This is a genomic window from Antrihabitans cavernicola, assembly GCF_008297975.1.
Classification (GTDB): Bacteria; Actinomycetota; Actinomycetes; order Mycobacteriales; family Mycobacteriaceae; genus Antrihabitans; species Antrihabitans cavernicola.
Window position 1 is genome coordinate 247,207 of the sequence record NZ_VLNY01000005.1, and the last position, 20,294, is coordinate 267,500.

General features: G+C 64.8%; 21 protein-coding genes. 8 read left to right on the plus strand and 13 right to left on the minus strand.

The genetic code is table 11. The features are described from left to right. Nucleotides 1-3 precede the first annotated feature (3 nt). Nucleotides 4-2,997, plus strand: a complete 2,994-nt coding sequence (locus FOY51_RS13050) for an alpha-mannosidase (protein ID WP_149430664.1) — start codon at nucleotides 4-6, stop codon at nucleotides 2,995-2,997. On the opposite strand, the gene FOY51_RS13055 is transcribed toward FOY51_RS13050, so the two are convergent. Continuing rightward, on the minus strand, nucleotides 2,994-3,455 hold the full coding sequence (locus FOY51_RS13055) for a hypothetical protein (RefSeq protein WP_149430665.1): 462 nt from the start codon (nucleotides 3,453-3,455) through the stop codon (nucleotides 2,994-2,996). The genes FOY51_RS13050 and FOY51_RS13055 overlap by 4 nt on opposite strands. Then, entirely contained in the window at nucleotides 3,448-4,422 is a 975-nt protein-coding gene (locus FOY51_RS13060) for a DNA polymerase III subunit beta family protein (protein WP_187776301.1), read from the minus strand. The genes FOY51_RS13055 and FOY51_RS13060 overlap by 8 nt, the downstream gene beginning before the upstream one ends. A gap of 63 nt (nucleotides 4,423-4,485) precedes the next feature. Here FOY51_RS13060 and FOY51_RS13065 point away from each other — a divergent pair, with 63 nt between their 5' ends. After that, a complete protein-coding gene (locus FOY51_RS13065; protein WP_149430667.1) occupies nucleotides 4,486-5,181 on the plus strand; it encodes a uracil-DNA glycosylase in 696 nt (231 codons plus the stop codon). 10 nt (nucleotides 5,182-5,191) lie between these two features. On the opposite strand, the gene FOY51_RS13070 is transcribed toward FOY51_RS13065, so the two are convergent. The 5 genes from FOY51_RS13070 to typA form a co-directional block, all read right to left on the minus strand. After that, nucleotides 5,192-5,560: a hypothetical protein gene (locus tag FOY51_RS13070; protein WP_235916295.1), complete on the minus strand. Its 369-nt coding sequence runs from the start codon at nucleotides 5,558-5,560 to the stop codon at nucleotides 5,192-5,194. Then, a complete protein-coding gene (locus tag FOY51_RS27205; protein WP_187776313.1) occupies nucleotides 5,557-5,715 on the minus strand; it encodes a hypothetical protein in 159 nt (52 codons plus the stop codon). The genes FOY51_RS13070 and FOY51_RS27205 overlap by 4 nt, the downstream gene beginning before the upstream one ends. Before the next feature lie 35 nt (nucleotides 5,716-5,750). Beyond that, nucleotides 5,751-6,626 carry an N-acetyl-1-D-myo-inositol-2-amino-2-deoxy-alpha-D-glucopyranoside deacetylase gene (gene mshB, locus FOY51_RS13075; protein WP_149430668.1) on the minus strand — a complete coding sequence of 292 codons (876 nt, stop codon included), beginning with the start codon at nucleotides 6,624-6,626 and terminating at the stop codon, nucleotides 5,751-5,753. Next, complete coding sequence (locus tag FOY51_RS13080; RefSeq protein ID WP_149430844.1) at nucleotides 6,623-8,407, minus strand: ABC transporter family substrate-binding protein; 1,785 nt, start codon at nucleotides 8,405-8,407, stop codon at nucleotides 6,623-6,625. The genes mshB and FOY51_RS13080 overlap by 4 nt, the downstream gene beginning before the upstream one ends. 66 nt (nucleotides 8,408-8,473) lie before the next feature. Beyond that, nucleotides 8,474-10,369, minus strand: coding sequence for a translational GTPase TypA (gene typA, locus FOY51_RS13085; RefSeq protein WP_149430669.1), 1,896 nt, complete (start codon nucleotides 10,367-10,369; stop codon nucleotides 8,474-8,476). A 254-nt stretch (nucleotides 10,370-10,623) separates the two neighbouring features. Between typA and FOY51_RS27210 the strand changes: the two genes are divergently transcribed. Next, the gene (locus FOY51_RS27210) at nucleotides 10,624-10,800 is read left to right on the plus strand and encodes a hypothetical protein (RefSeq protein WP_214633097.1); all 177 of its coding nucleotides are present in this window, start codon (nucleotides 10,624-10,626) and stop codon (nucleotides 10,798-10,800) included. Here the strand turns inward: FOY51_RS27210 and FOY51_RS13090 are convergent. Next, nucleotides 10,751-11,176 (minus strand): (deoxy)nucleoside triphosphate pyrophosphohydrolase, encoded by a 426-nt coding sequence (locus FOY51_RS13090; RefSeq protein ID WP_149430670.1) that lies wholly within the window; start codon nucleotides 11,174-11,176, stop codon nucleotides 10,751-10,753. The two genes, FOY51_RS27210 and FOY51_RS13090, sit on opposite strands and share 50 nt — an antisense overlap. 16 nt (nucleotides 11,177-11,192) lie before the next feature. On the opposite strand from FOY51_RS13090, the gene FOY51_RS13095 reads away from it, so the two are divergent. Then, the gene (locus FOY51_RS13095) at nucleotides 11,193-11,477 is read left to right on the plus strand and encodes a 4a-hydroxytetrahydrobiopterin dehydratase (protein ID WP_149430671.1); all 285 of its coding nucleotides are present in this window, start codon (nucleotides 11,193-11,195) and stop codon (nucleotides 11,475-11,477) included. Here the strand turns inward: FOY51_RS13095 and FOY51_RS13100 are convergent. Beyond that, complete coding sequence (locus tag FOY51_RS13100) at nucleotides 11,422-12,666, minus strand: mannosyltransferase (RefSeq protein WP_149430672.1); 1,245 nt, start codon at nucleotides 12,664-12,666, stop codon at nucleotides 11,422-11,424. The two genes, FOY51_RS13095 and FOY51_RS13100, sit on opposite strands and share 56 nt — an antisense overlap. 314 nt (nucleotides 12,667-12,980) lie before the next feature. On the opposite strand from FOY51_RS13100, the gene FOY51_RS13105 reads away from it, so the two are divergent. Further along, nucleotides 12,981-13,748, plus strand: coding sequence for an Rv1157c family protein (locus FOY51_RS13105; protein WP_149430673.1), 768 nt, complete (start codon nucleotides 12,981-12,983; stop codon nucleotides 13,746-13,748). Nucleotides 13,749-13,759: 11 nt separating this feature from the next. Here the strand turns inward: FOY51_RS13105 and FOY51_RS13110 are convergent, their stop codons facing one another. Beyond that, nucleotides 13,760-14,425 carry a TetR/AcrR family transcriptional regulator gene (locus FOY51_RS13110; RefSeq protein ID WP_149430674.1) on the minus strand — a complete coding sequence of 222 codons (666 nt, stop codon included), beginning with the start codon at nucleotides 14,423-14,425 and terminating at the stop codon, nucleotides 13,760-13,762. Nucleotides 14,426-14,582: 157 nt separating this feature from the next. On the opposite strand from FOY51_RS13110, the gene FOY51_RS13115 reads away from it, so the two are divergent. Together FOY51_RS13115 and FOY51_RS13120 are read left to right on the plus strand one after the other, a co-directional pair. Next, a complete protein-coding gene (locus tag FOY51_RS13115) occupies nucleotides 14,583-15,950 on the plus strand; it encodes a cytochrome P450 (protein ID WP_149430675.1) in 1,368 nt (455 codons plus the stop codon). 80 nt (nucleotides 15,951-16,030) lie between these two features. Beyond that, nucleotides 16,031-16,369, plus strand: a complete 339-nt coding sequence (locus FOY51_RS13120) for a hypothetical protein (RefSeq protein ID WP_149430676.1) — start codon at nucleotides 16,031-16,033, stop codon at nucleotides 16,367-16,369. A gap of 109 nt (nucleotides 16,370-16,478) precedes the next feature. On the opposite strand, the gene FOY51_RS13125 is transcribed toward FOY51_RS13120, so the two are convergent. Then, entirely contained in the window at nucleotides 16,479-17,195 is a 717-nt protein-coding gene (locus FOY51_RS13125; protein WP_149430845.1) for a DUF1906 domain-containing protein, read from the minus strand. Nucleotides 17,196-17,439: 244 nt separating this feature from the next. On the opposite strand from FOY51_RS13125, the gene FOY51_RS13130 reads away from it, so the two are divergent. Next, the gene (locus tag FOY51_RS13130) at nucleotides 17,440-17,796 is read left to right on the plus strand and encodes a PLD nuclease N-terminal domain-containing protein (RefSeq protein WP_149430677.1); all 357 of its coding nucleotides are present in this window, start codon (nucleotides 17,440-17,442) and stop codon (nucleotides 17,794-17,796) included. A gap of 3 nt (nucleotides 17,797-17,799) precedes the next feature. On the opposite strand, the gene FOY51_RS13135 is transcribed toward FOY51_RS13130, so the two are convergent. Together FOY51_RS13135 and FOY51_RS13140 are read right to left on the minus strand one after the other, a co-directional pair. After that, nucleotides 17,800-18,933, minus strand: coding sequence for a hypothetical protein (locus FOY51_RS13135; RefSeq protein ID WP_149430678.1), 1,134 nt, complete (start codon nucleotides 18,931-18,933; stop codon nucleotides 17,800-17,802). Nucleotides 18,934-19,100: 167 nt separating this feature from the next. Beyond that, entirely contained in the window at nucleotides 19,101-20,264 is a 1,164-nt protein-coding gene (locus FOY51_RS13140) for an acyl-CoA dehydrogenase (RefSeq protein WP_149430679.1), read from the minus strand. Nucleotides 20,265-20,294: the final 30 nt, after the last annotated feature.

The following is a 20,294-nucleotide window of genomic DNA, read 5'->3' on the forward strand; positions in this document are numbered from 1 at the left end:
GCCATGCACGACGACCGTCGGATTGTCGAAGCTCGTATCGCCCGATTCGCCGATAAGCGCCTGCCATCCGCGGTGTATCAGGCCTATTCGCCTGCGACCATCACGGCATGGACCGCGCCGGACGAACCGGTTCCGTTTACCGAGGCGGTGACAAAGAAGTTCAGCCCCATCGATATCGGCACTGCGTGGGGAAAGCCGTGGGGCACCATGTGGATTCACGCCACCGGCTCGGTGCCACCCGAATGGCTCGACAAGCAGGGCCGCCCTCCGCGCGGGACCGTCGCAGAGTTGCTCGTGGACCCCGGCTTCACCGGCGGACCCGGATTCAACGCCGAAGCCTTGGCATTTCGCCCGGACGGTTCGACGGTCAAGGCGATCTCGCCGTTCAACGCATATGTCCCGGTCGATCCCGGCGAGCCACTGGACCTCTACATCGAGGCCGCCGCCAACCCGGACATCATGAAGTCCGCATTCTCGCCGACGAACTTGGGCGACAAGACAACTGCGGGATCGGGTCCGCTGTATCGGCTGAGCCGGGTCGAGTTCGCATTGCGGAACACGATGGTCTGGGCACTGCAGCAGGACATCGCGGTTTTGACCGGCTTGATGCACGCGCTGCCCGAGGACCTCCCCCGCCGCCACGAAATTCTGCGCGCGTTGGAGCGCATGCTGGACGCGGTCGACCCGGAAGACATTCGTGGCACCGCCTCCGCAGGGCGCGCCGAGCTCCGTGAAGTTCTGGAGCGACCCGCATATGCCAGCGCGCACAACCTGATTGCCGTCGGGCACGCCCACATCGACTCCGCCTGGCTGTGGCCGATCCGCGAGACCGTTCGCAAATGCGCGCGGACCTTCTCCAACATGATCGAGCTGATGGACCGCCGTCCCGACTTCCGGTTCGCCTGCTCGTCGGCGCAGCAGTTCGCGTGGATCAAGGAGTTCTACCCCGAGCTGTTCGAGCGGATCAAAGCCAAAGTTGCTGCAGGACAGTTTGTTCCGGTCGGCGGTATGTGGGTGGAATCGGACACCAACATGCCAGGCGGCGAAGCGATGGCTAGACAGTTCGTCGCGGGGAAGCGCTTCTTTTGGGATGAGTTCGGCATCGATACGCCCGAGGCGTGGCTGCCCGACTCGTTCGGGTACTCGGCCGCGCTGCCGCAGATAGTCCGGTCGTCGGGGTCGGATTACTTTCTGACGCAGAAGATCTCCTGGAACCAGACCAACAAGATGCCGCACCACACCTTCTTGTGGGAGGGCATCGACGGAACCCGCGTATTCACGCATTTTCCGCCTGTCGACAAGTACAACTCGGATCTCAGTGGCTCCGATCTCGCTCACGCCCAAAGCAATTACCGCGAGAAGGGCGCCGGAACCGTATCCCTCGTTCCCTTCGGCTGGGGCGACGGCGGCGGCGGCCCGACACGCGAGATGCTCGCCGTCGCCGATCGGACCAAGTCTCTGGAAGGCTCCCCCACCGTCTCGCTCGGATCGCCCGTCGAGTTCTTCCATCGCGCGCAAGCCGAATATCCCAATCCGCCGGTGTGGTCCGGTGAGTTGTACCTCGAAATTCACCGCGGCACCTACACATCGCAGGCGAACACCAAGCAGGGCAATCGTCGTAGCGAGCATCTGCTGCGTGAGGCCGAACTGTGGGCGGCCACAGCAGCGGTGCGCGGCGATGTGGAGTACCCGTACGACGACCTGGAACACGTCTGGCGTCTGGTGCTGCTGCAGCAGTTCCACGACATCCTGCCCGGCAGCTCCATCGCCTGGGTGCACCAAGACGCCGAACGCAACTATGCCGCCGTGTCGAAGCGTCTCGAGGCGGTGATCGGCTCGGCGCTTACCTCCTTGGCAGGAAAGGGCCGGAAAGCGTTGACGTTCAACGCAGGTCCGTATTTCCGATCGGGTGTTGCAGCGCTCGGGGCCGGCACCGTTACCACCCCCGACAGTTCGGCTCCCAAACCCTATCGTCGCGGCTTCGTGCTCGACAACGGACTGCTGCGCGTGCAGATTTCCGCCAAGGGGCTGGTGACATCGATGGTCGATGCGGCCTCGGGTCGAGAGGCGATCGCACCCGGATCGGTCGGCAATCTGCTGCAGCTGCACCGGGATACGCCCAACGAATGGGATGCCTGGGACATCGACGAGTTCTACCGTCGTACCGTCACCGATCTCGTCGATCTGGATTCGATACTGCCGGAGGGCAACGACGTTGTCGTCACGCGCAGCTTCGGTGAATCCACGATCGTGCAACGACTTTCGCTGCCCGCCGACTCGCATGCGTTGCAGATCACCAACGAGATCGACTGGCACGAAACCGAGAAACTGCTCAAGCTGTCCTTTCCGTTGGACGTGCACGCAGATCGCAGCGCATCGGAAACCCAGTTCGGCCATGTATTTCGGCCGACGCATTCCAACACGTCATGGGATTTCGCGAAGTTCGAGATCTGCGCGCATCGCTGGGTACACGTCGCCGAAACCGGTTACGGCGTAGCGGTGACCAATGATTCGACATACGGCCACGACATCGGGAGGCAAGCACGCGATGCCGGTGGCACCACAACCACCGTGCGGCTTTCGCTGCTCCGCGCACCGCGCTTCCCCGATCCGCACACCGACCAGGGCCGCCATGTGTTGCGGGTTGCTGTTCGGCCCAACGCCACCATCGGCGATGCAGTCGAAGAGGGCTACCGGATCAACCTGACGCCGCGCACCGTCAAGGGTGCCGTCGACGCGGTGGAACCGCTGCTGCAGGTGTCCAATCCGGCAGTGGTCGTCGAAGCGGTTAAGCTCGCGGAGGATCGCAGCGGTGACGTGATCGTGCGGCTGTACGAGTCCCGCGGCGGTCGGGCTCGAACCACCATCACACCCGACTTCGACTATGCGGCAGTCGAATTCACCGACCTGCTGGAACGACCTGTCGACGGGCCGGCTGATGCCCTGGATTTCGAGCTGCGCGCCTTCCAGTTGGTGACACTGCGCTTCCGGCGTTAGTTGGTCGGTAGCCGCTCGATCGAGTTGGCAGCCAACGCCTGCTCCACGTTGACCAGTCCGTCGCGGACCACGGCGCCGTAGGCGTCGTCTCCCAACACGTCGACAACGGCGTGCGCGGACGCGAGATGCGCACGTGCGGAATCGAAGTCGCCGACGCGGCGGTAGCAGTCCGCGAGGTTCAAATGCAGCGACGGAAGAAAGCCGCGCACCGTCAGCGACGGGTGGTACGCCTGCGCGCGTGCGTCGGTGAGTTCGCCGGCGGCAGTCAGCGCCCTCTTGTCCCAGTCGAGCGCATCCTCAGGCGAGTCCTGCAGGTCGGCCAGATAGTGCGCGAGGGTGACGCGATGCAGCGGATCGCCGTCGTCGCCGATGTGCTCCCACAACGCAGCGAGCCGATCGCGGCCGCCCTCCTTGTCGGACACCGCTGCGGTGATATCGGCCATCATCGGATCAGACATGTTCCCTTCCTTTCGGCTCTGCCGAACTGCGCCGTGGCATCACCAGTGTTGTGAAATCGCCGTCTGTCGCGGATCGGACGACGACAGGTCGATCGGGTGCGCTGATGTCCAGCATCACGTCGGGGCCGATTCCGGCTGTCAGGGCTCGGCCGAGGGTTTCGGTATCGAAGTGGATCCGGGTGGAACCGTCGGCGGTGAGATCCAACGTGAGAGTTGCCCGACCTTGCATCGACGCCAGCAGTTCCGCGACAGGGCGCACGATTCGGTAGACGGGTTCGGCCAGCCCGGCGAACACCACTCGGTAGTCCGGGAATTCGCCCTCGATGACGCGACACGGTTGCCCGTCGACGTGCACGTCGGTGCCGATGGCGATGGTGACGACCTCTCGCTCACCGATCGCGGCGACCAGGTCGGCGGTACCGACAACTGCGGCCGCAGAGCCGCTGCTGTTCCGGGAGGGCAACGTGCGCGTCGACAGCCGGTATCGATCCGTCGCGGTGAGAATCAGTGCACCATCGCATATTTCGACGAAGACTCCGGCCAGAATCGGAAACGCCGGATCGGTGCCGATGGCGGCCGCCACCTGCACCACCGCCCGCGCCAACTCGACGCCGGAGACCGATACCGCCGCATCGACGGCCAGCAACCCGATCGCTCGCTCCGCGAGGTCCTTGGTACGCGCCAACCGGCTCTCCTCGTCGCTGACATGGGCAACGACCAGTTGCTGAGCCTCGCCGGTATCGGCGTTCAGCACTCTCTTCACGTCGGCAAGTGGCAGCCCCATGTCGCGGAGGTGGCGAATCAGGATCGCCGCACGGACCTGAGCTGCGCTGTAGTACCGATAGCCGCTCGTCGAATCCGTCTCGACAGGAGTCAGCACCCCGCTGTCGCCGTAGAACCGCAACGCACTCGGCGTCATCCCGCTCAGCTGGGCGAACACCCCCACTGTCATCAACTCGTCTGCCACGCTCCCCATCATCGGGGTTCAGGTAACTGGAAGGTCAACCCGCGCCGAGCATAGGGTCGAGAGATGCGCGATCTGGCCGCCCTCGATACCGCGGTATCGCAATGCCACGCATGCCCGCGATTGGTTGCGTGGCGTGAGCAGGTGGCACGGGAGAAGCGGGCATCGTTTCGAGGCGAGACCTATTGGGGTCGAGCGGTTCCCGGGTTCGGTCCTGCTGACGCCCGCATGCTCATCGTCGGCCTGGCCCCCGCCGCGCACGGCGCCAATCGAACCGGTCGAATGTTCACCGGCGATCGCAGCGGCGACTTCCTCTACGCCGCACTGCATGCCGTCGGATTGGCGAACCAGCCGACCGCAACGCACATCGGCGACGGCCTGCAATTACGTGGAACCCGCATCACCGCACCGGTGCACTGCGCCCCGCCGGACAACAAACCCACACCCGCAGAACGCGATCGCTGCCGCACCTGGCTGGACGCCGAACTCGACTTGCTGAAACCCACGCTGCGTTCGATCGTGGTGCTCGGCGGATTCGGGTGGCAGGCGTTGTTGCCGACACTCGCCGAGTCAGGCTGGGCGATTCCCAAGCCGCGACCGAAGTTCGGTCACGGGGCGCACGTCGAACTGCCTGGGCCGCAACCGATTCACCTGTTCGGCAGCTATCACGTGAGCCAGCAGAACACGTTCACCGGACGGCTCACCCCCGCCATGCTCGAGGACGTTCTACGAACAGCTGCTACCGAAGCAGGGCTCAGCTGACTCCGGAAAGTTACGCTGCCCCAATCCTGTTCAACGCTCCGGTGAACAACACCCAGCCTGCGGGTGCAACGCCAAGGACCAGCAGCAATATTGTCGGCCACGACGCAAGCAGCATCACGTCACCACCCGGACCGCCGAAGAGGGCAACCATGAAACCCAGCCCCCAGGCCACCAACGGCAGGCTCGCTTCGCCCGTCCGATCGGTGACCGTTCGCGCCCCGACGACGAGCAGGACGTTGACCAGTGCGGCGACCACGGCGCTCAGCGGGAACGGCCAGCTACCGATGTAGGTGGGGAGAAAGAGTACTTCCAGGGCAACGGTCAGCAGGCCGTCGAAGATCAGCAGAGCAAGGACGACCCATTTGATACTCGAGGTCACGGCACCGGCGGGTATCCGAGCATTGTCAACAGATTGCTCTGCAGGTCGGCGAACCCGTGGAGCACGCTGATGTACAGGTCGTGCTGTGCCTGACCAGATCCTCGCATCGAATCGACGAATGCCGCGATCAGGTTTTGCAGATCCCAGTTGTACATCGTTTTCCTTCCAGATCATTGCCATCTGGAGTGTATTACCCGAGACCCGCGAACAGGTCGTGTTCGCGCCCGTCCGGTCCGACAGGTCCCGACTCGCCCCGAACCAACACGAAATGTTCCTCCGTCAGGATCGGCTGGGCGATGTTGTTCGACAGCGCGTACACGGTGCCACCGGGCGCGACCGTGACCTGGGTGGCGTGGGCGGCCAAGGCAGCCCTCTTCGCATCTATCACCGGCGCAATGTCCACCACTGTGGTCACCGATTCGTCTGCCACGCTGGGCAATTCGCCGGGCTCGGGCAACCGCCAGCCGGCCGGAACGGTGCCGATGCGTGCAAGACCCGCGAGCAAGGCGGCCTGTTCCGTCACCGTCCAGTAGAACTTGGCCGGATCCCATGGTTCTCCCGCTTCCGGGAACTGCGCAGATCCCGCGGCGTCGACGGCCGCGGTGATGAAGCGATGTACCTGAATGTGATCCGGATGCCCATAGCCGCCGACAGGGTCGTAACCGACAACGACCTGTGGACGCAGTTCTCGGATCAGTGCGACCAGCGCACCGACCGCCTCGTCGGGTTCGGCGTTGACGAAGGCCCGCGGGTTCGAGGCGGACGGCGTGCCCACCATGCCGGAATCCCGCCACCGACCTGCCCCAACCAAGAATCGCGGTGCTGCGACGCCGAGCGCGGTCAACGCGCGCGTCAGCTCCAGAATTCGGTAGCCGCCGAGTTGATCGGCTCGATCGGCGACCAGATGAGCCCATTCGTCGCCGATCACCTCGCCCTCTTCACCGAGGGAGCAGGTCAGCACCACCACGTCGACGCCCTCGCGGACGTAGCGGGCGATGGTCCCGCCGGTGGTGATGGTCTCGTCGTCGGGATGCGCGTGGACCAGAAGTAGCCGTCGAGCGCTCACGGCGTGCGTGACCAGCCCGCCGCATCACCGAAGATGCCGGCCTGGATGGCGCCGGTCAGCGAGACGCCGCCCACCTCAGGTCCGGCAGCGACGACGGTGCTGTCCTGCAGGATCGGCAGAACGGTGGCCAACTGCCAGAGCTTGGGCTCCGCGGTGCTCAGCACGGTCGCGAAATCCGCCGTGCCGCGCAACAGCGCGTCGATGTCGGGCTGGAGCGACGGATCGCAGATGCCGGACAGGTTGCTCGGGGCGCGCATCGACGGTGACGCATTCGCCTCGGGCGTCGGCGATGTCGCCGCTGTCGTCGACGCAGCGCCGGTGGTGCCACGCCGGGAATCCGCTGCCGCGGGCGGCGGGCAGCCGAAACGCGAGGCCATGGCGGTCGCAGGATCGGATCCCGCGCGCGACCAGCCGACTATCGCGTCGACGTTGCCGTCGACCAGGTCGGCGCCGTAGAGGTCGTCGGCCTTGCGCTCCAACACCGACGACGCGACACCCGCGCTGCGCAGTTGATCGGAGATGGTGTTGGCGACGGCGATCGCGGTGTCGTCGTTCTCCGGTGCCCCGATCCGCACAGCCAACCGCTTGCCGTTCTTGGTAATCGGATTCACCGGGTTCGGTGCCGTCGGCGGAGCGGCATTCGGATCCGGATCGGCGGGTCGCTGATACCCGGCCTCGGCGAGCAGCGCATAGACCCGATCGCTCGTCAGCCGGGGCGGCGCCGTCGGCGCGTAGCCGGGATCCGATGGCGACAACACCTGCGCGCGAGCAGGATCCACGTTCGATCCGGTTTCGGCACCGACCATGGCGAGCAGGTCGGGATCGAGCATGTTGAGGATGCCGGTGCGCACGCGCGCATCGCCGAAATCGCCGACCCTCCCGTTGAGCGCGAACTGCAGCACTCGCGGTTGCGGGGCAACCCCGGTGCGTACGTTGGGAATTGCGGCGAGTTGACCCTTCAGGGCGGTGCCACCGTGTACTTCGGTAACCTGCGCGTCGTTGGAACGCATCGAATCCGCAAGCTGCGCAGCGGTTCCGCCGCGTCGCATCAAGATCTGGTCGGGCTTGGCGGGCTGATCCCAGAACCTGTCGTTGCGCTCCAGCAAAATCTCGTCACGGCCGCGGTCTATCGACTTGATGTGAAAACGCGCGCCGGACACCGGGATGTTCTCGGCGAGACCACGTGCGAACCCACCCGGCGAATCCTTCACCAGATGCGACGGCAGCAAGTCGGTGAACAGCTCCCGCCAAGCCGGATACGGCGCGTTCATGGTCACGGTGACGGTCTTGCCGCCGCCGGACGAGCCCACGTCCTGAATCAGGTTGTAGCCGGCCGGATCCACAACGCCGGGCTCGCTGATCATCTGCTGCCAGAGGTACCGGAAATCTTCGGCAGCGATAGGAGCGCCGTCGGACCACTGAGCCTCGTTGCGCAGCTGATAGGTGATGGTGAACGGATCCTGGTTGGTGATGTCCGCGGACACCACCATCGAGTTGTCCGGAATCCAGTCCGTGCCGCCGGGGCGCACCGGAGACGGCACCGGACGGAACGGGCTGGGCAACACCATCGAGCTCACCGCCGAGTTGGCGGGCGACTGATCGGCGAGCAGATGCGGGTTGAACCCCACTCCGATGTCGTCGATCGCGACCACCACCGCGTTGCGCGTCGGCTCGGCGGGCGTGGGTTTGGGGCTGTCCGTGCTTTCGATCGGCGGCGGCGGGTCGGCGGTGCACCCGCCGACGGCCAGTGCCAGCACCGACGCCGCAACCAAGGATTTCACCAATCCCGCGTGACGGCCCCGACCAGCTAGCACCACACCTCCCTCAAAGCCCGAGTCCGCCGAACTTTACAGCGCAGCCTTGTCCCGAGCCTTGCGACGCGACAGCTCACGGGCACGATCGTTCGCGCTGAGCGTCACCTTGCGCACGCGGACGACCTCGGGCGTGACCTCCACGCACTCGTCGCCGGCACAGAACTCCATCGCGCTCTCCAGATCGAGCTGCAGCGGCTTCGCCAGCGTCTCCATCACGTCGGCCGTCGCGCTACGCATGTTGGTGAGCTTCTTCTCGCGAGTCACGTTGATGTCGAGATCCTCTGCGCGAGGGTTGATTCCGACGACCATGCCCTCGTAGGTGTCGGCACCAGGCTCGACGAAGAACTGACCACGATCGGCGAGCTGGATCATCGCGAACGGCGTCACGCTGCCCGCGCGGTCCGAGACCAGCGAACCGGTGTGGCGCGCCCGAATCTCGCCGGCCCACGGTGCGTAACCGTGGAAAACGGCATTGGCGATGCCGGTGCCGCGCGTGTCGGTGAGGAAGTCCGTGCGGAAGCCGATCAGGCCACGCGAGGGAACGATGAACTCCATGCGCACCCAGCCCGCGGCGTGGTTGCTCATCTGGACCATCTTGCCCTTGCGGGCGGCGAGGAGCTGAGTGATGGCACCGAGGTATTCGTCGGGGGCGTCGATGGTCAGCTCTTCGTACGGCTCGTGGACCTTGCCGTCGACCTGGCGGGTGACCACCTGCGGCTTGCCGACGGTGAGCTCGAAGCCCTCACGACGCATCTGCTCGACGAGGATCGCGAGCGCGAGCTCACCACGACCCTGCACCTCCCATGCGTCCGGACGGCCGATGTCGACGACCTTGAGCGACACGTTGCCGACCAGTTCGGTATCGAGGCGCGTCTTCACCATGCGAGCAGTGAGCTTGTGGCCGGATACTCGACCGACGAGCGGCGAGCTGTTGGTGCCGATCGTGACCGAGATGGCCGGCTGGTCGACGGTGATCACCGGCAGTGCGACCGGGTTCTCGGGATCGGCGAGCGTGTCACCGATCATGATCTCCGGGATACCGGCGACGGCGACGATGTCGCCGGCAACCGCGGACTCGCCGGGCTGACGCTCGACACCGACGGTCTGCAGCAGCTCGGTGATCTTGACCTGCTTGACGCCGTCCCCGTGCATCCACGCCACGGTCTGACCCTTGCGGAGCTCACCGTTGTGGATGCGGACCAGCGCGAGGCGGCCGAGGAACGCGGATGCGTCGAGGTTGGTGACGTGGGCCTGCAGGGGCGCGTCGACGCTGCCCTTCGGCGCCGGAACGTTGTTGAGCAGCACGTCGAACAACGCGTCGAGGTTCTCGGCGTCGGGTGCATGGCCGTTTTCCGGCTGCTCCTTCGATGCCTTGCCCTCACGGCCCGACGCGTAAAGCACAGGAAGATCGAGTGCCAGCTCGGCGGCTTCGGCGGCCTCGTCGTCGAGGTCGGATGCCAAGTCGAGCAGCAGGTCGTGGCTTTCGGACACGACTTCTTCGATCCGCGCGTCGGGACGGTCGGTCTTGTTGACCACCAAGATCACCGGCAGCGACGCGGACAGCGCCTTGCGGAGGACGAAGCGGGTCTGCGGCAGGGGTCCCTCGGATGCGTCCACGAGCAGGACGACACCGTCGACCATGGACAGTCCGCGCTCCACCTCGCCACCGAAGTCGGCGTGGCCCGGAGTATCGATCACGTTGATGACCGTGACGTCACCGTTCTCGTGATGACGATGGACCGCCGTGTTCTTGGCGAGAATGGTGATGCCCTTTTCCTTCTCCAGGTCACCTGAGTCCATCACGCGGTCGACGAGCTCGGCCCGCTCGGCGAACGCGCCGGACTGGCGAAGCATTGCGTCGACAAGGGTGGTCTTGCCATGGTCGACGTGCGCGACAATGGCGACGTTGCGAAATGTGGTGCGCGACACGCTGTGGTCTCCTGGGCTGATTCGGCCGCGCGGAAAAGATCACGCGACTATCGGGCTGCCGCCATACGCATCGTTAATCGACATATGCGCTGCATGCACTGGGTTCGGGCATTGCGGCCACGATCAGACTACCGCCCCGAAGGCCTCGGGCCTTCCCACAGGCGGAATTGAGGGTACGCTAACCTGTGTTCCGCCGGACGATTCTTCGTGCCCGGAAGAACCCGTCGGACTAGTGCAAGGAGGCCGTGCCGCGCATGGGCAAGGTGAAGGCAAAGAAGGTTTCGAGCCTCAAACCGAAGAAGAAGTGTTGTCGTAGCAAGACCCGGTGCATGAAGTGCCCGGTCGTCATCATGCGGATGAAGAAGGCCGAAACCGACGGCGTCACGGGCAAGGATCTACAGAAGGCACTGAAGAAGGCACGCGCAGCGTAGCCACCAGATCCGCAAGCCACACCCGATCGTTCGGTACCAGATCGACACTCGGCAATTCGTCTGCCGTTACCCAGCGCAATGCCGAATGTTCCAGTGGGCGCGGCGTTCCCGACACCAGTGTCGCGGCGTAGGCGCGCAGCACCAGGCCGCCTGCCAGCGGTACATCGTCGCCTATTCGCCCGCCTGCGGTGACCGTCACATCGAGCTCTTCGAGCAATTCGCGTCGCAGTGCTTCGGCCGGCGTCTCCCCCGGGTCGACCTTCCCGCCCGGCAGCTCCCACAGACCCGCGAGCTCGACCGGTTTGGTGCGCTGCGCCAGCAGGAGAGTGCCGTCCACGACGATCGCCGCAGCGACCACTTCTCGGGCCGGTTCCATGGCACCATCATGAGGTATGGCACTGCTCACAGATTCCGAACTTTCCGACGGCCTCGCCGACTTGCCCGACTGGACGCGCTCCGGTGACAGCATCAGCCGCGCGATAGAGGCGCCCACGTTTCCCGACGCCATCGAGCTGGTTCGCAAGGTGGCCGACGAGGCAGAGACGGCTCAGCACCACCCTGACATCGATATTCGTTGGCGCACGGTGACATTCGTGCTGTCGACCCACTCCGACGGCGGTCTCACCGCAAAGGATCTGGCGCTGGCTGCGACGATCGATCGGCTCGCCGCGGGTTGACCCCGCGACCGACGTAGATCACCCAGAGATAGAAACCGAGTACGCCGACCACGTACACGGTGCCGAGCCACGCCAACAGGCCTGGACGCGAGATCAACCAGATGGAGTCCTGGAAGAAACTCAGGATCCACGGCACCCCGACCAGCGTGGTGAGCAACCAATAGCCGGCCAGAATCTTGGTACCGAGCCGATCGCGATGCGGACCGTGCAGCAACCAGATCGCCATCGGGACCACCCACACCCAGTGGTGCGACCACGAGATCGGCGAAATCAGCAGCCCCAACAGCTGCACGATGACCAGCGTGCCCAACCTGTCGTCGTGATCGAGCGTCCGCCAGGCCAGCACCGCGAGCGCGGCGAAGATCAGCACGGCGGCGATCAGCAACGGCCCGTTTTCGACGTCATGGCCGACGATTCGACTCAGCGCCCCGCGCAGCGACTGATTCCACACCGATCCGACCGGCCCGATGCGGCTCGCGTCGCCGAGCAGATGCTCGAAATATTCGCGCGCCTGCGAACCGATGATCAGATAACTGATGCCGACGGTGCCTGCGAAGACCACGGCGGACGCGAGTGCGGCCGCGAACCGTCGTCGCGCAAGGAAGTAGAGCCCGGTGATCGCAGGCGTGAGCTTGATCCCCGCGATGAAGCCGACCAGAAATCCTGACAGCCACCAACGCGCACTACGGACCGCCACCATCGCGCCCAGGACCAGGAAGACGTTGACCTGGCCGTAGTCGAGCGTGGTTCGCACCGGCTCCGTCCACGTGCCGAACGCGGTCCACACCATGGCGATCGACCGCCAGCGCGTCGGGTCCTGCTTCACAACGGGTCCGAGCAGCAACTCGAGGCTGATTTTCACGACCGCATACAGGGCCGCAACGGTGAGCAACTGCCACACGATCCCGACCAGCGTGAACGGCAGGTAGTGCAGCGGCAGGAACACCAACGCCGCAAACGGCGGGTAGGTGAAGGGAAGCGGGAAGTCGGGCGTTTCCTTCGAGTACGTGTAGCTGTAGAGATCGCCGCGCAGCAACGATGCCGATCCGTCGACGTAGACGTGCAGGTCCACCAGATTCATGCCGTTGGCGGTCGACAACGACCACACCATTCGAGCACCGACCGCCACCAGGAGCAGCAGAGGCGCGAGTCGTGTGAGCCGACTCACTACCGATGACTGCTGCTTCACTGTCTCGCGCTCTCCCGTTGCTTGGTGTACGCGGGGCGGACCCGGACGTCGCGAAGAGCCTAACCGTCTCTGACATGCCGCTGGTCATACCCTCGCCGCTGGGGTAACAGTTGTATCAATTTTCACATTGATCACTTCTGTAACACGCTATGGTCAGCACACCTGCCCTACTGGGCCGCCGTTTCCACGGATGCGGCACGATAGCTCTCGATTTGGACATCGGCTGGCTGTACAACGCCGAGGCGCTGTACATAGAGTGACGTCTCGAGTCGGTAACGGCCGGACCTGCTTGACGAACGAAAGATGGGGACACTGTGCTTCGCACCCGAGGAACGCGCAAAGTTGTAACGGCACTTGCGATCGCAGCCGCTGCCGCAATCGTTGCGCCGACTACGGCCGCCGCCGACCAGGCCCCCACTCCGCCACCGGCTGTCCCGCAGGGCATTCCGGTCGACGCACTCGCTTCGCTGGCGCCCGCGATCATCGGCGCCGTTGCCGGTCCGGCGGACATCGCCGACGGCCCGCAGGCATCCCTGCTCGATCAGGCCAAGCAGATCCTGGCGACTGCCGACCTGCCGCCGCAGATCAAGACCACACTCGAAAGCGTCATCACGTTCCTGGACGGCAGCGGCGGCGGTGGCCCCGCATTGCCGAAGAACGGCCCCACGATCGCGCAGTTCCTGTACCCGACGATCGGTAAGGGCTGCATCTCCGACACCGCCGACTCGGTCGGTACCGCGCTGGCAGTTCCCGGCCCCGGCAAGTTGCCGCCCCCCGGACCGGGCGCAGGCCAGGCCGGCTTCGTCTTCACCGCGCTCGGCACCAAGCCCGCGACGCCCGATCAGGCCAACCCGATGACGGTGACCTGGTTGAACCTCGACAATCGTCGTTCGGCGACTCAGAACCTCACCGATGCAGCGAAGATCAACCCGGACGGCCCGGCCACACTGTCGGCCATCGCAGACACCGGCCCCGGCCGCGTGGTTGCCGTGGTGTCCGGTTCGCTGACCACCGCCGCAGCGGATGCCGCACCGCGCACCTGCACATTCCTGCCGACGGTCGGGATGTTCGCAGTCGCATGACGGCGACCGTCTCATTCGGCGGTCGGTACCTCGAAACGTTGCAATCCTGTCGTCAGGAATGACACGAACGCGTCTTCGAGTTCAGGCAGCTCGGCGGTGCGACCGTCGGCGACATAGCGGTAGAACAGTTCCAGACACCCGCCGACGAGCGCCAGATAGGTGTTGTCGGTTGCGGGTGGGCTACCACTCATCCGATGCCAGCTGCGCATGGTGGCCGCGAGAGTATCCAAGTACTCGTTCCGCAATCGAACTGCGGCCGGCCCTGCTCCGGGCAACTCCAGCGTCCACGCCCTGGTGAATTCGGGCTCGCTCGCCGCAACCCGCAGATACTCGCGCATCGCCGCCCTGACCACAGCCGACCAGTCGTGCGACGCCGCGCCATCGGCGGCGGTGACGACCTGCCGAAGCACACTGTCGCGGCCCGCGCCGACGGCAGCGAGGAAACACGCTTCCTTGGTAGGAAACTGCTCGTAGAACGCCGCGCGCGCCACCCGCGCGCGGGTGACTATGTCGGCGACCGTCGTCGCGGAGTAGCCGACTTCGGCGATCGCTGAGATCGCAGCCCGCAACAGTCGTGGACGTTGCGCCTCTCGGACCTGTTCTCGATCGAGCCTGCCGCGCCCGCGCGGTAAACCCGGCGCATCCGCCGGAAACGTCCCCGCCAGATCGTTGCCCATGCCAACTCACCTTCCGCCGCGCTCTCGCACCCATCTTGGACGATCCGGACGACCTTCTTGCCGCCGGGTCCTTGACAGCGAGAGGGCGCGCTGACACAGTTCTAACAAAGAAACGTATACGTTCTTTTATAAATTTCTTCCGAGCGAGGGAGCTCTGATGGCCGTGGAAAGTACCGCCGACAAGACCAAGCCGCGCCAGGCGACAATCCAGTTGCGGGATCTGCCGCGACCACCGATTCATTCCGCTGTCGGATTCGCGGCTTTCTGGGCTGATCCGGAGTTCGCGCGCAAGCAGTTCGACGTTCGCGGGGATCGGATGGTGGTCGATCTGCCGTTATTGCCGACAATGCTCTTCACCGCGGTTCCCGAGGACGCGAAAGCGGTCTTCACCCAGGTCGACAGCGGGTTGCGCCTCGGTGAGGCGCTGCGTCGGCTCGCACCGCACGAGATGCTCTTCGGCCGCGAAATGATCGACTGGTGGAACGGGGCCAATCACGCCAAGCTGCGCAAGAAAGTGGCGCCGGCTTTCAACGGAGCCGCCCTGCGCGGTTACGAGGAAGCGATGGTCGACGCCGCGAAGCGACGCGTGGACGAGTGGCCTGTCGGGGAGCCGGTCCGCTTCACGCGACAGATGAAAACGCTCGCGCGCGACGTGATCATGTCGGTCGTGTTCGGTGTGACCGAGGGCGATCGGCGGGACCGACTGGAACAGGCATTGATCGACCTCGACCGGGCGATCGCCTCCAACGGAATGCGCACCCGGTACGTAGCCGCGATTCTCAGCGGCGGCCGGTGGCCCCGCTACACCGCGATGCGAGAGATCAGCGCCCGCATCGACGCGGTGACTTTGGAAGAAATCGCCTTCCGGCGGGCGAACCCCAGCCCGGTCCAGCGAAAGGACTGCCTGGCGATCTTCCTCGAACTGGCGGAAGACGACCCGGAGAACCTGCTCTCCGATCAGATGATCGCGGTGTTTCAGCGAATGTTGCTCATCGCCGGCTACGAAACGACAGCGGTCACTCTCGCCTGGGTCGCGGAGCGGCTTGTTCGCCACCCCGAGGTGATGGCCACCCTCGACCAGAGCTTGGCAGCCGGTGCTGACGACTACCTCGACGCCGTCATCACCGAGACCATGCGGATACGGCCTGCCCTCCCTGTGACGATGCGCTACGCCGAGAAAGACGTCGACATCAACGGCTTACGCGTGCCGAAGGGCACCATCGTGATGCTTTACATCAACGCGATCCAGAAACGCGAGGAGTTCTACCCGAATCCGGACGAGTTCGATCCCGACCGGTTCCTCGGGGTCCGACCCGACCCCCACCGATGGTTGCCCTTCGGCGGCGGTGCCCATCGCTGCCTCGCCGCGAACTTCGCGATGTTCGAATCACGAGTCCTGCTGCGCACGATCCTCACGCACCGCCGACTGCTACCCGACGCCGGCGCCGGTGAACGCCAAGATCAACATCGCAACATCCTGCTCACCCCGCATCGAGGAGCAACCGTCACCTTGGCGCATCGCTGAGAGAGGGCGGTCGCGTCCATCGGTGACGACGAGTCGCGATTTCCGGCCATCGACTCGGTTGGGCTGTGGTAGACCGAGGAATGGCCGTCAACAGCCGATCGAAAAAGTCCGCGCATTCGCACAGGTCGATATTGTCGATTCGCTCCGAAGGTTCGATCCTGTCCATCGGATCCGCCTATTCGGTGCTCTCCATCGGCAGTGTCGGATCGGTGCTGTCCATCGGCTCGGTGGGATCCTTCGGGTCAGCCCTGTCGTCCGCGTCGTTCGCCAGTCTGGGATCCGCGTTCTCCGGAAGGTCGCGCTGGTCGCTGCTGTCGTGGCAGGGCGAAAAGACCGCGCCGCAGCCCCGTCCGGCGCTGTACGTCGTGCCGGACGAGGCCGAGCCCGACGAAGCCGGGATGTATCACGTCCAGACGTGACGGTGCGCTAGAGCGAGCCGTTGCCCGATGAGCCGGACGAGACGGCGCTGTACACCCAGCCGGTCGCGGCGTAGAAGAGATTGATCAGCAGGTCCATGTCGGTTCTCCTTCACCACTGCCCGTAGTCGGGCTTCAAGATCACGTTCAGATCGACACCGACGCCGTCGACGCTGTGCTGATCGATCTGGTGCTGATGCAGGTTCGCGTCCGGGTGGACGTAGCCCTCCGGCGTGCCCCAATCGTGTTGCCAGAAGAACGAACCCAGGCCCGCGAGCCGAGCCAGGTTGATCGTTCCTGAGTTCGCGTAGACACCCAGATTGGTATCGCCGACCACGCCCTGCCAGCCGAGGAGGTAGGGGGCGATCATGGTGGCGAACTCGATCGTGGTCGGATTGTCGTCGATGGATGCGTAGATCGGCTTGTTGTCCGGCCCGCCCGCAGCGCGGTGCAGTTCCAGCCCGCGAGCGGCGTGCTTCTTGCCCGCCTCCAGCCCACCGCGCCAGTCGGCGGTCGGCCCCTTGCCGTACTGGTAGCAGGAGACCACGGACAGACCGGCGGCCTGCAGTGCTTCCGCCTCACCCGCGAGCATCGGTTTTCCGGTCATCCATTCCGCGCCCTTGCGGCGGTCCGAAACGTACCGAATGGCGCCGGCGTATCCGGCGTCCTTGATCGCAGCTGCCGATGGAACGCCACCCGCGTAGTCGATCAGCGTCCCGAGATCCGAATCTGCTTGCGCAACAACCGACCTGGAGCCGATCGCACTCAAGCCCAACGCGCACGAGCCTGCCGCCGCGTACCTGAACAAGCTTCGCCGGGATACCTGCACGTGCAACCTCGCATCGCTGTCGGTTGGTCGACACACCGGCGCGCCTTCCCCAAGGCAGTGCCACTCGCCGGTATCGTCGTTTGTTTACATATTTCATCACATTCACTCTGGTGTCGCTAGCCGCTTGCGTAACACCAGTCACTTCAGTGTGATTTCGACGGCCCAATACGGAGGGACGTAACAAACCAGGCATACCTCGCGGTATCCACTCCGATCACAGTCGTGACGAGTCCTGGGGGCCCACATGCCGTATGCCGTATTTGCACTGCTCACTCTGGTGCTCTGGATCTACTGTCTGGTCGACGTGATCACGTGCCCCGAATCCGAAGTGCGCAATCTGCCCAAGATCATGTGGCTGCTGATCGTCCTGTTCGTCCCGACCATCGGCTCGATCATCTGGCTGGTCGCGGGTCGGCCGGAAGGTGCTCGACGCGCCTTCTCCGGACCCGCCGCAGCAGCGGGCTACACCGAATACGACCGCCCCGGACGTCACATCGCACAACGCCCCGAGGACGACGAAGAGTTTCTGCGGCGCTGCCGTGAACGGGCCGAGCAACAGCGTCGTGAGGCGAAGCGTCAGCGCGAGGCCGACGAAAGTTGACCGCTAGGCGCTGGCGATGCGCGCAGCGACATCCACCGTTCGCGAAGAGCGGTCTCTGGTCTGATTGTTGACCTCCGCGGCGACCTGCTCGCGAATCTGCTTCTTCACGCCGCCGATCAACCCCAGCACCGACGCGCTCAGCCCCTTGGACTTCAGCTCCACGTCGACGTCGTCCGGATCCACCTGGGCAACGTCGACCACGATCTGCAGCGGCTCGGCGGCGCGAGCGGTCAGCACCAACGGAATCGCAATATCGGCCTTGTAGTTGTTGTCGCGGGCAATCGAGATGACCAGATCGAGGTCGAGGGGAACGGTCAGGTCGAACTCGACCGGGTTGTCCGACCGAGGGTCGGTACGCGGCGCGCGAACGGCGCCGTCGGCGCTCACCGACGCCATGTCTCCCGGCCCGGTTTTGAGTGGACCGATCTCGATTTTGCGACCTGCGAGATCCTTCGCACCTTCGGAAATGCGAGCTTGCGTCACCGCATGCTGGAAGAACCGAGTGCCGAACTCCTCGTAGGTGATCCAGTCGAAGGTGGTGTTGGTGGAGCGCTGTTCACCGTTGTCGTCGATTCTCGCTCCGATATCGAACACTCGGCCGCGTACGGACGCGGGATCGGACAGCATCGCGTTCAACCGGTTGGCAACCTCGAAGCGCACGATCCGCCCGATCGGTTCGAGCAACCATTCCCACGCCGCGCCCAACGCTTCGGCACGGACCACCAACTTCACGTCGTCGTGCGTCACCTTCGGAATGTCGATGACGATCAGCAACGGCGCCGCGGCCCGCGCGGACAGCTCGAGGTTTATCTCCACGCTGGCTTCGATGCGGACCTGCTGACCGAAGCGCAGCGACAACACCAGCGACGCCGGAACCATCAGATCGAACCGGACGTCGTCACCGTCACGCCGCGAGATCGTCGGCTTCCCGATAGTGCCCTCGGCGACGATCCCCGCGATGCCACCGGGCCCGATCTTGGACGGCCCGATCTTCATGCCCTTACCGGCCATACCGGCGACCGCTGCCGCGATGCGGTCGGTAGTCACCGCTTCGACGAAGAACCGTCGACCGAAATCCTCGTAGCTGATCCAGGTCAGCTCACTCGGTTGATCCTCGACGACGTTCGATTCGGTCATGGTCGGCCACGGCCCCTTTACCCTGCGACGATGCAAGCGGCTCTACCATACGCGGCGCCCACCGCCAGCCCGCCGAAAGCGCACTTGCTGTCGCAAACATCGAGTGGAATCGCAACAAGTGCGCACTCGACGAATGACGGAGGACCTCGGAAGCAGTTGAGCCCGGATCAGCCCTTCAACAGTGCCCGCGACATGACGACCCGCTGAATCTGATTGGTGCCCTCGTAGATCTGCGTGATCTTGGCGTCGCGCATCATGCGCTCGACCGGGAAGTCGGTGGTGTAGCCGGCGCCACCGAAGAGCTGAACGGCGTCGGTGGTGACCTCCATGGCCACGTCGGAGGCGAAGCACTTGGCCGCCGCCGAGATGAAGCCCAAGTTCTTCTCGCCACGCTCTGCGCGTGCGGCCGACGTGTAGACCATCAGGCGCGCTGCCTCGATCTTCATCGCCATATCGGCGAGCATGAACTGCACCGCCTGGTTGTCGGCGATCGCTTTGCCGAACTGCTTGCGGTCCTTCGTGTATGCCAGGGCGGCATCGAATGCACCCTGGGCAAGGCCGACTGCCTGCGCGCCGATGGTCGGGCGCGTGTGGTCGAGGGTTTCCAGCGCGGTCTTGAAGCCGGTGCCGGGATCGCCGATGATGCGGTCGCCCGGGATCTTGCAGTTCTCGAAGGCGAGCTCGGCGGTCGGCGAACCCTTGATGCCGAGCTTGTGCTCGTAGCCGGTGACCGAGAAGCCGGGATCGTCCTTGTGGACGATGAACGAGCTGATGCCGTTGGCACCCTTGTCGGGATCGGTCACGGCCATCACCGTGTACCAGGTGGACTTACCGCCGTTGGTGATCCAACACTTGGAGCCGTTGAGGATCCAGTCGTCGCCGTCCTGCTTCGCACGGGTCCGCATGGCGGCCGCGTCGGAGCCCGCCTCCCGCTCGGACAGCGCGTACGACGCCATCAGACCGTCGTTGGCGAGCGTCGGAAGGACCTGCTTCTTGAGCTCTTCGGAGCCCTTGAGGATCAGGCCCATGGTGCCGAGCTTGTTGACCGCCGGAATCAGCGAGGACGAGCCGCACACGCGGGCGACTTCCTCGATCACGATGCAGGTGGCAACCGAGTCCGCACCCTGGCCGTCGTAGGCCTCGGGGACGTGGACCGCGTTGAAGCCGGATGCGTTGAGAGCGGTGAGTGCCTCTTCCGGAAAACGTGACTCGCCGTCGACGTCCTTTGCGTACGGCGCGATCTCCTTCTCCGACAGCGCGCGGATCGCGGACCTCAGCTCGTCGTGCTCCTCTGCCAGCTTGAACAGATCGAAATCCGGGTTTCCAGCCATCAACAGCTCCCTCGAATGTAGGAAAGATTG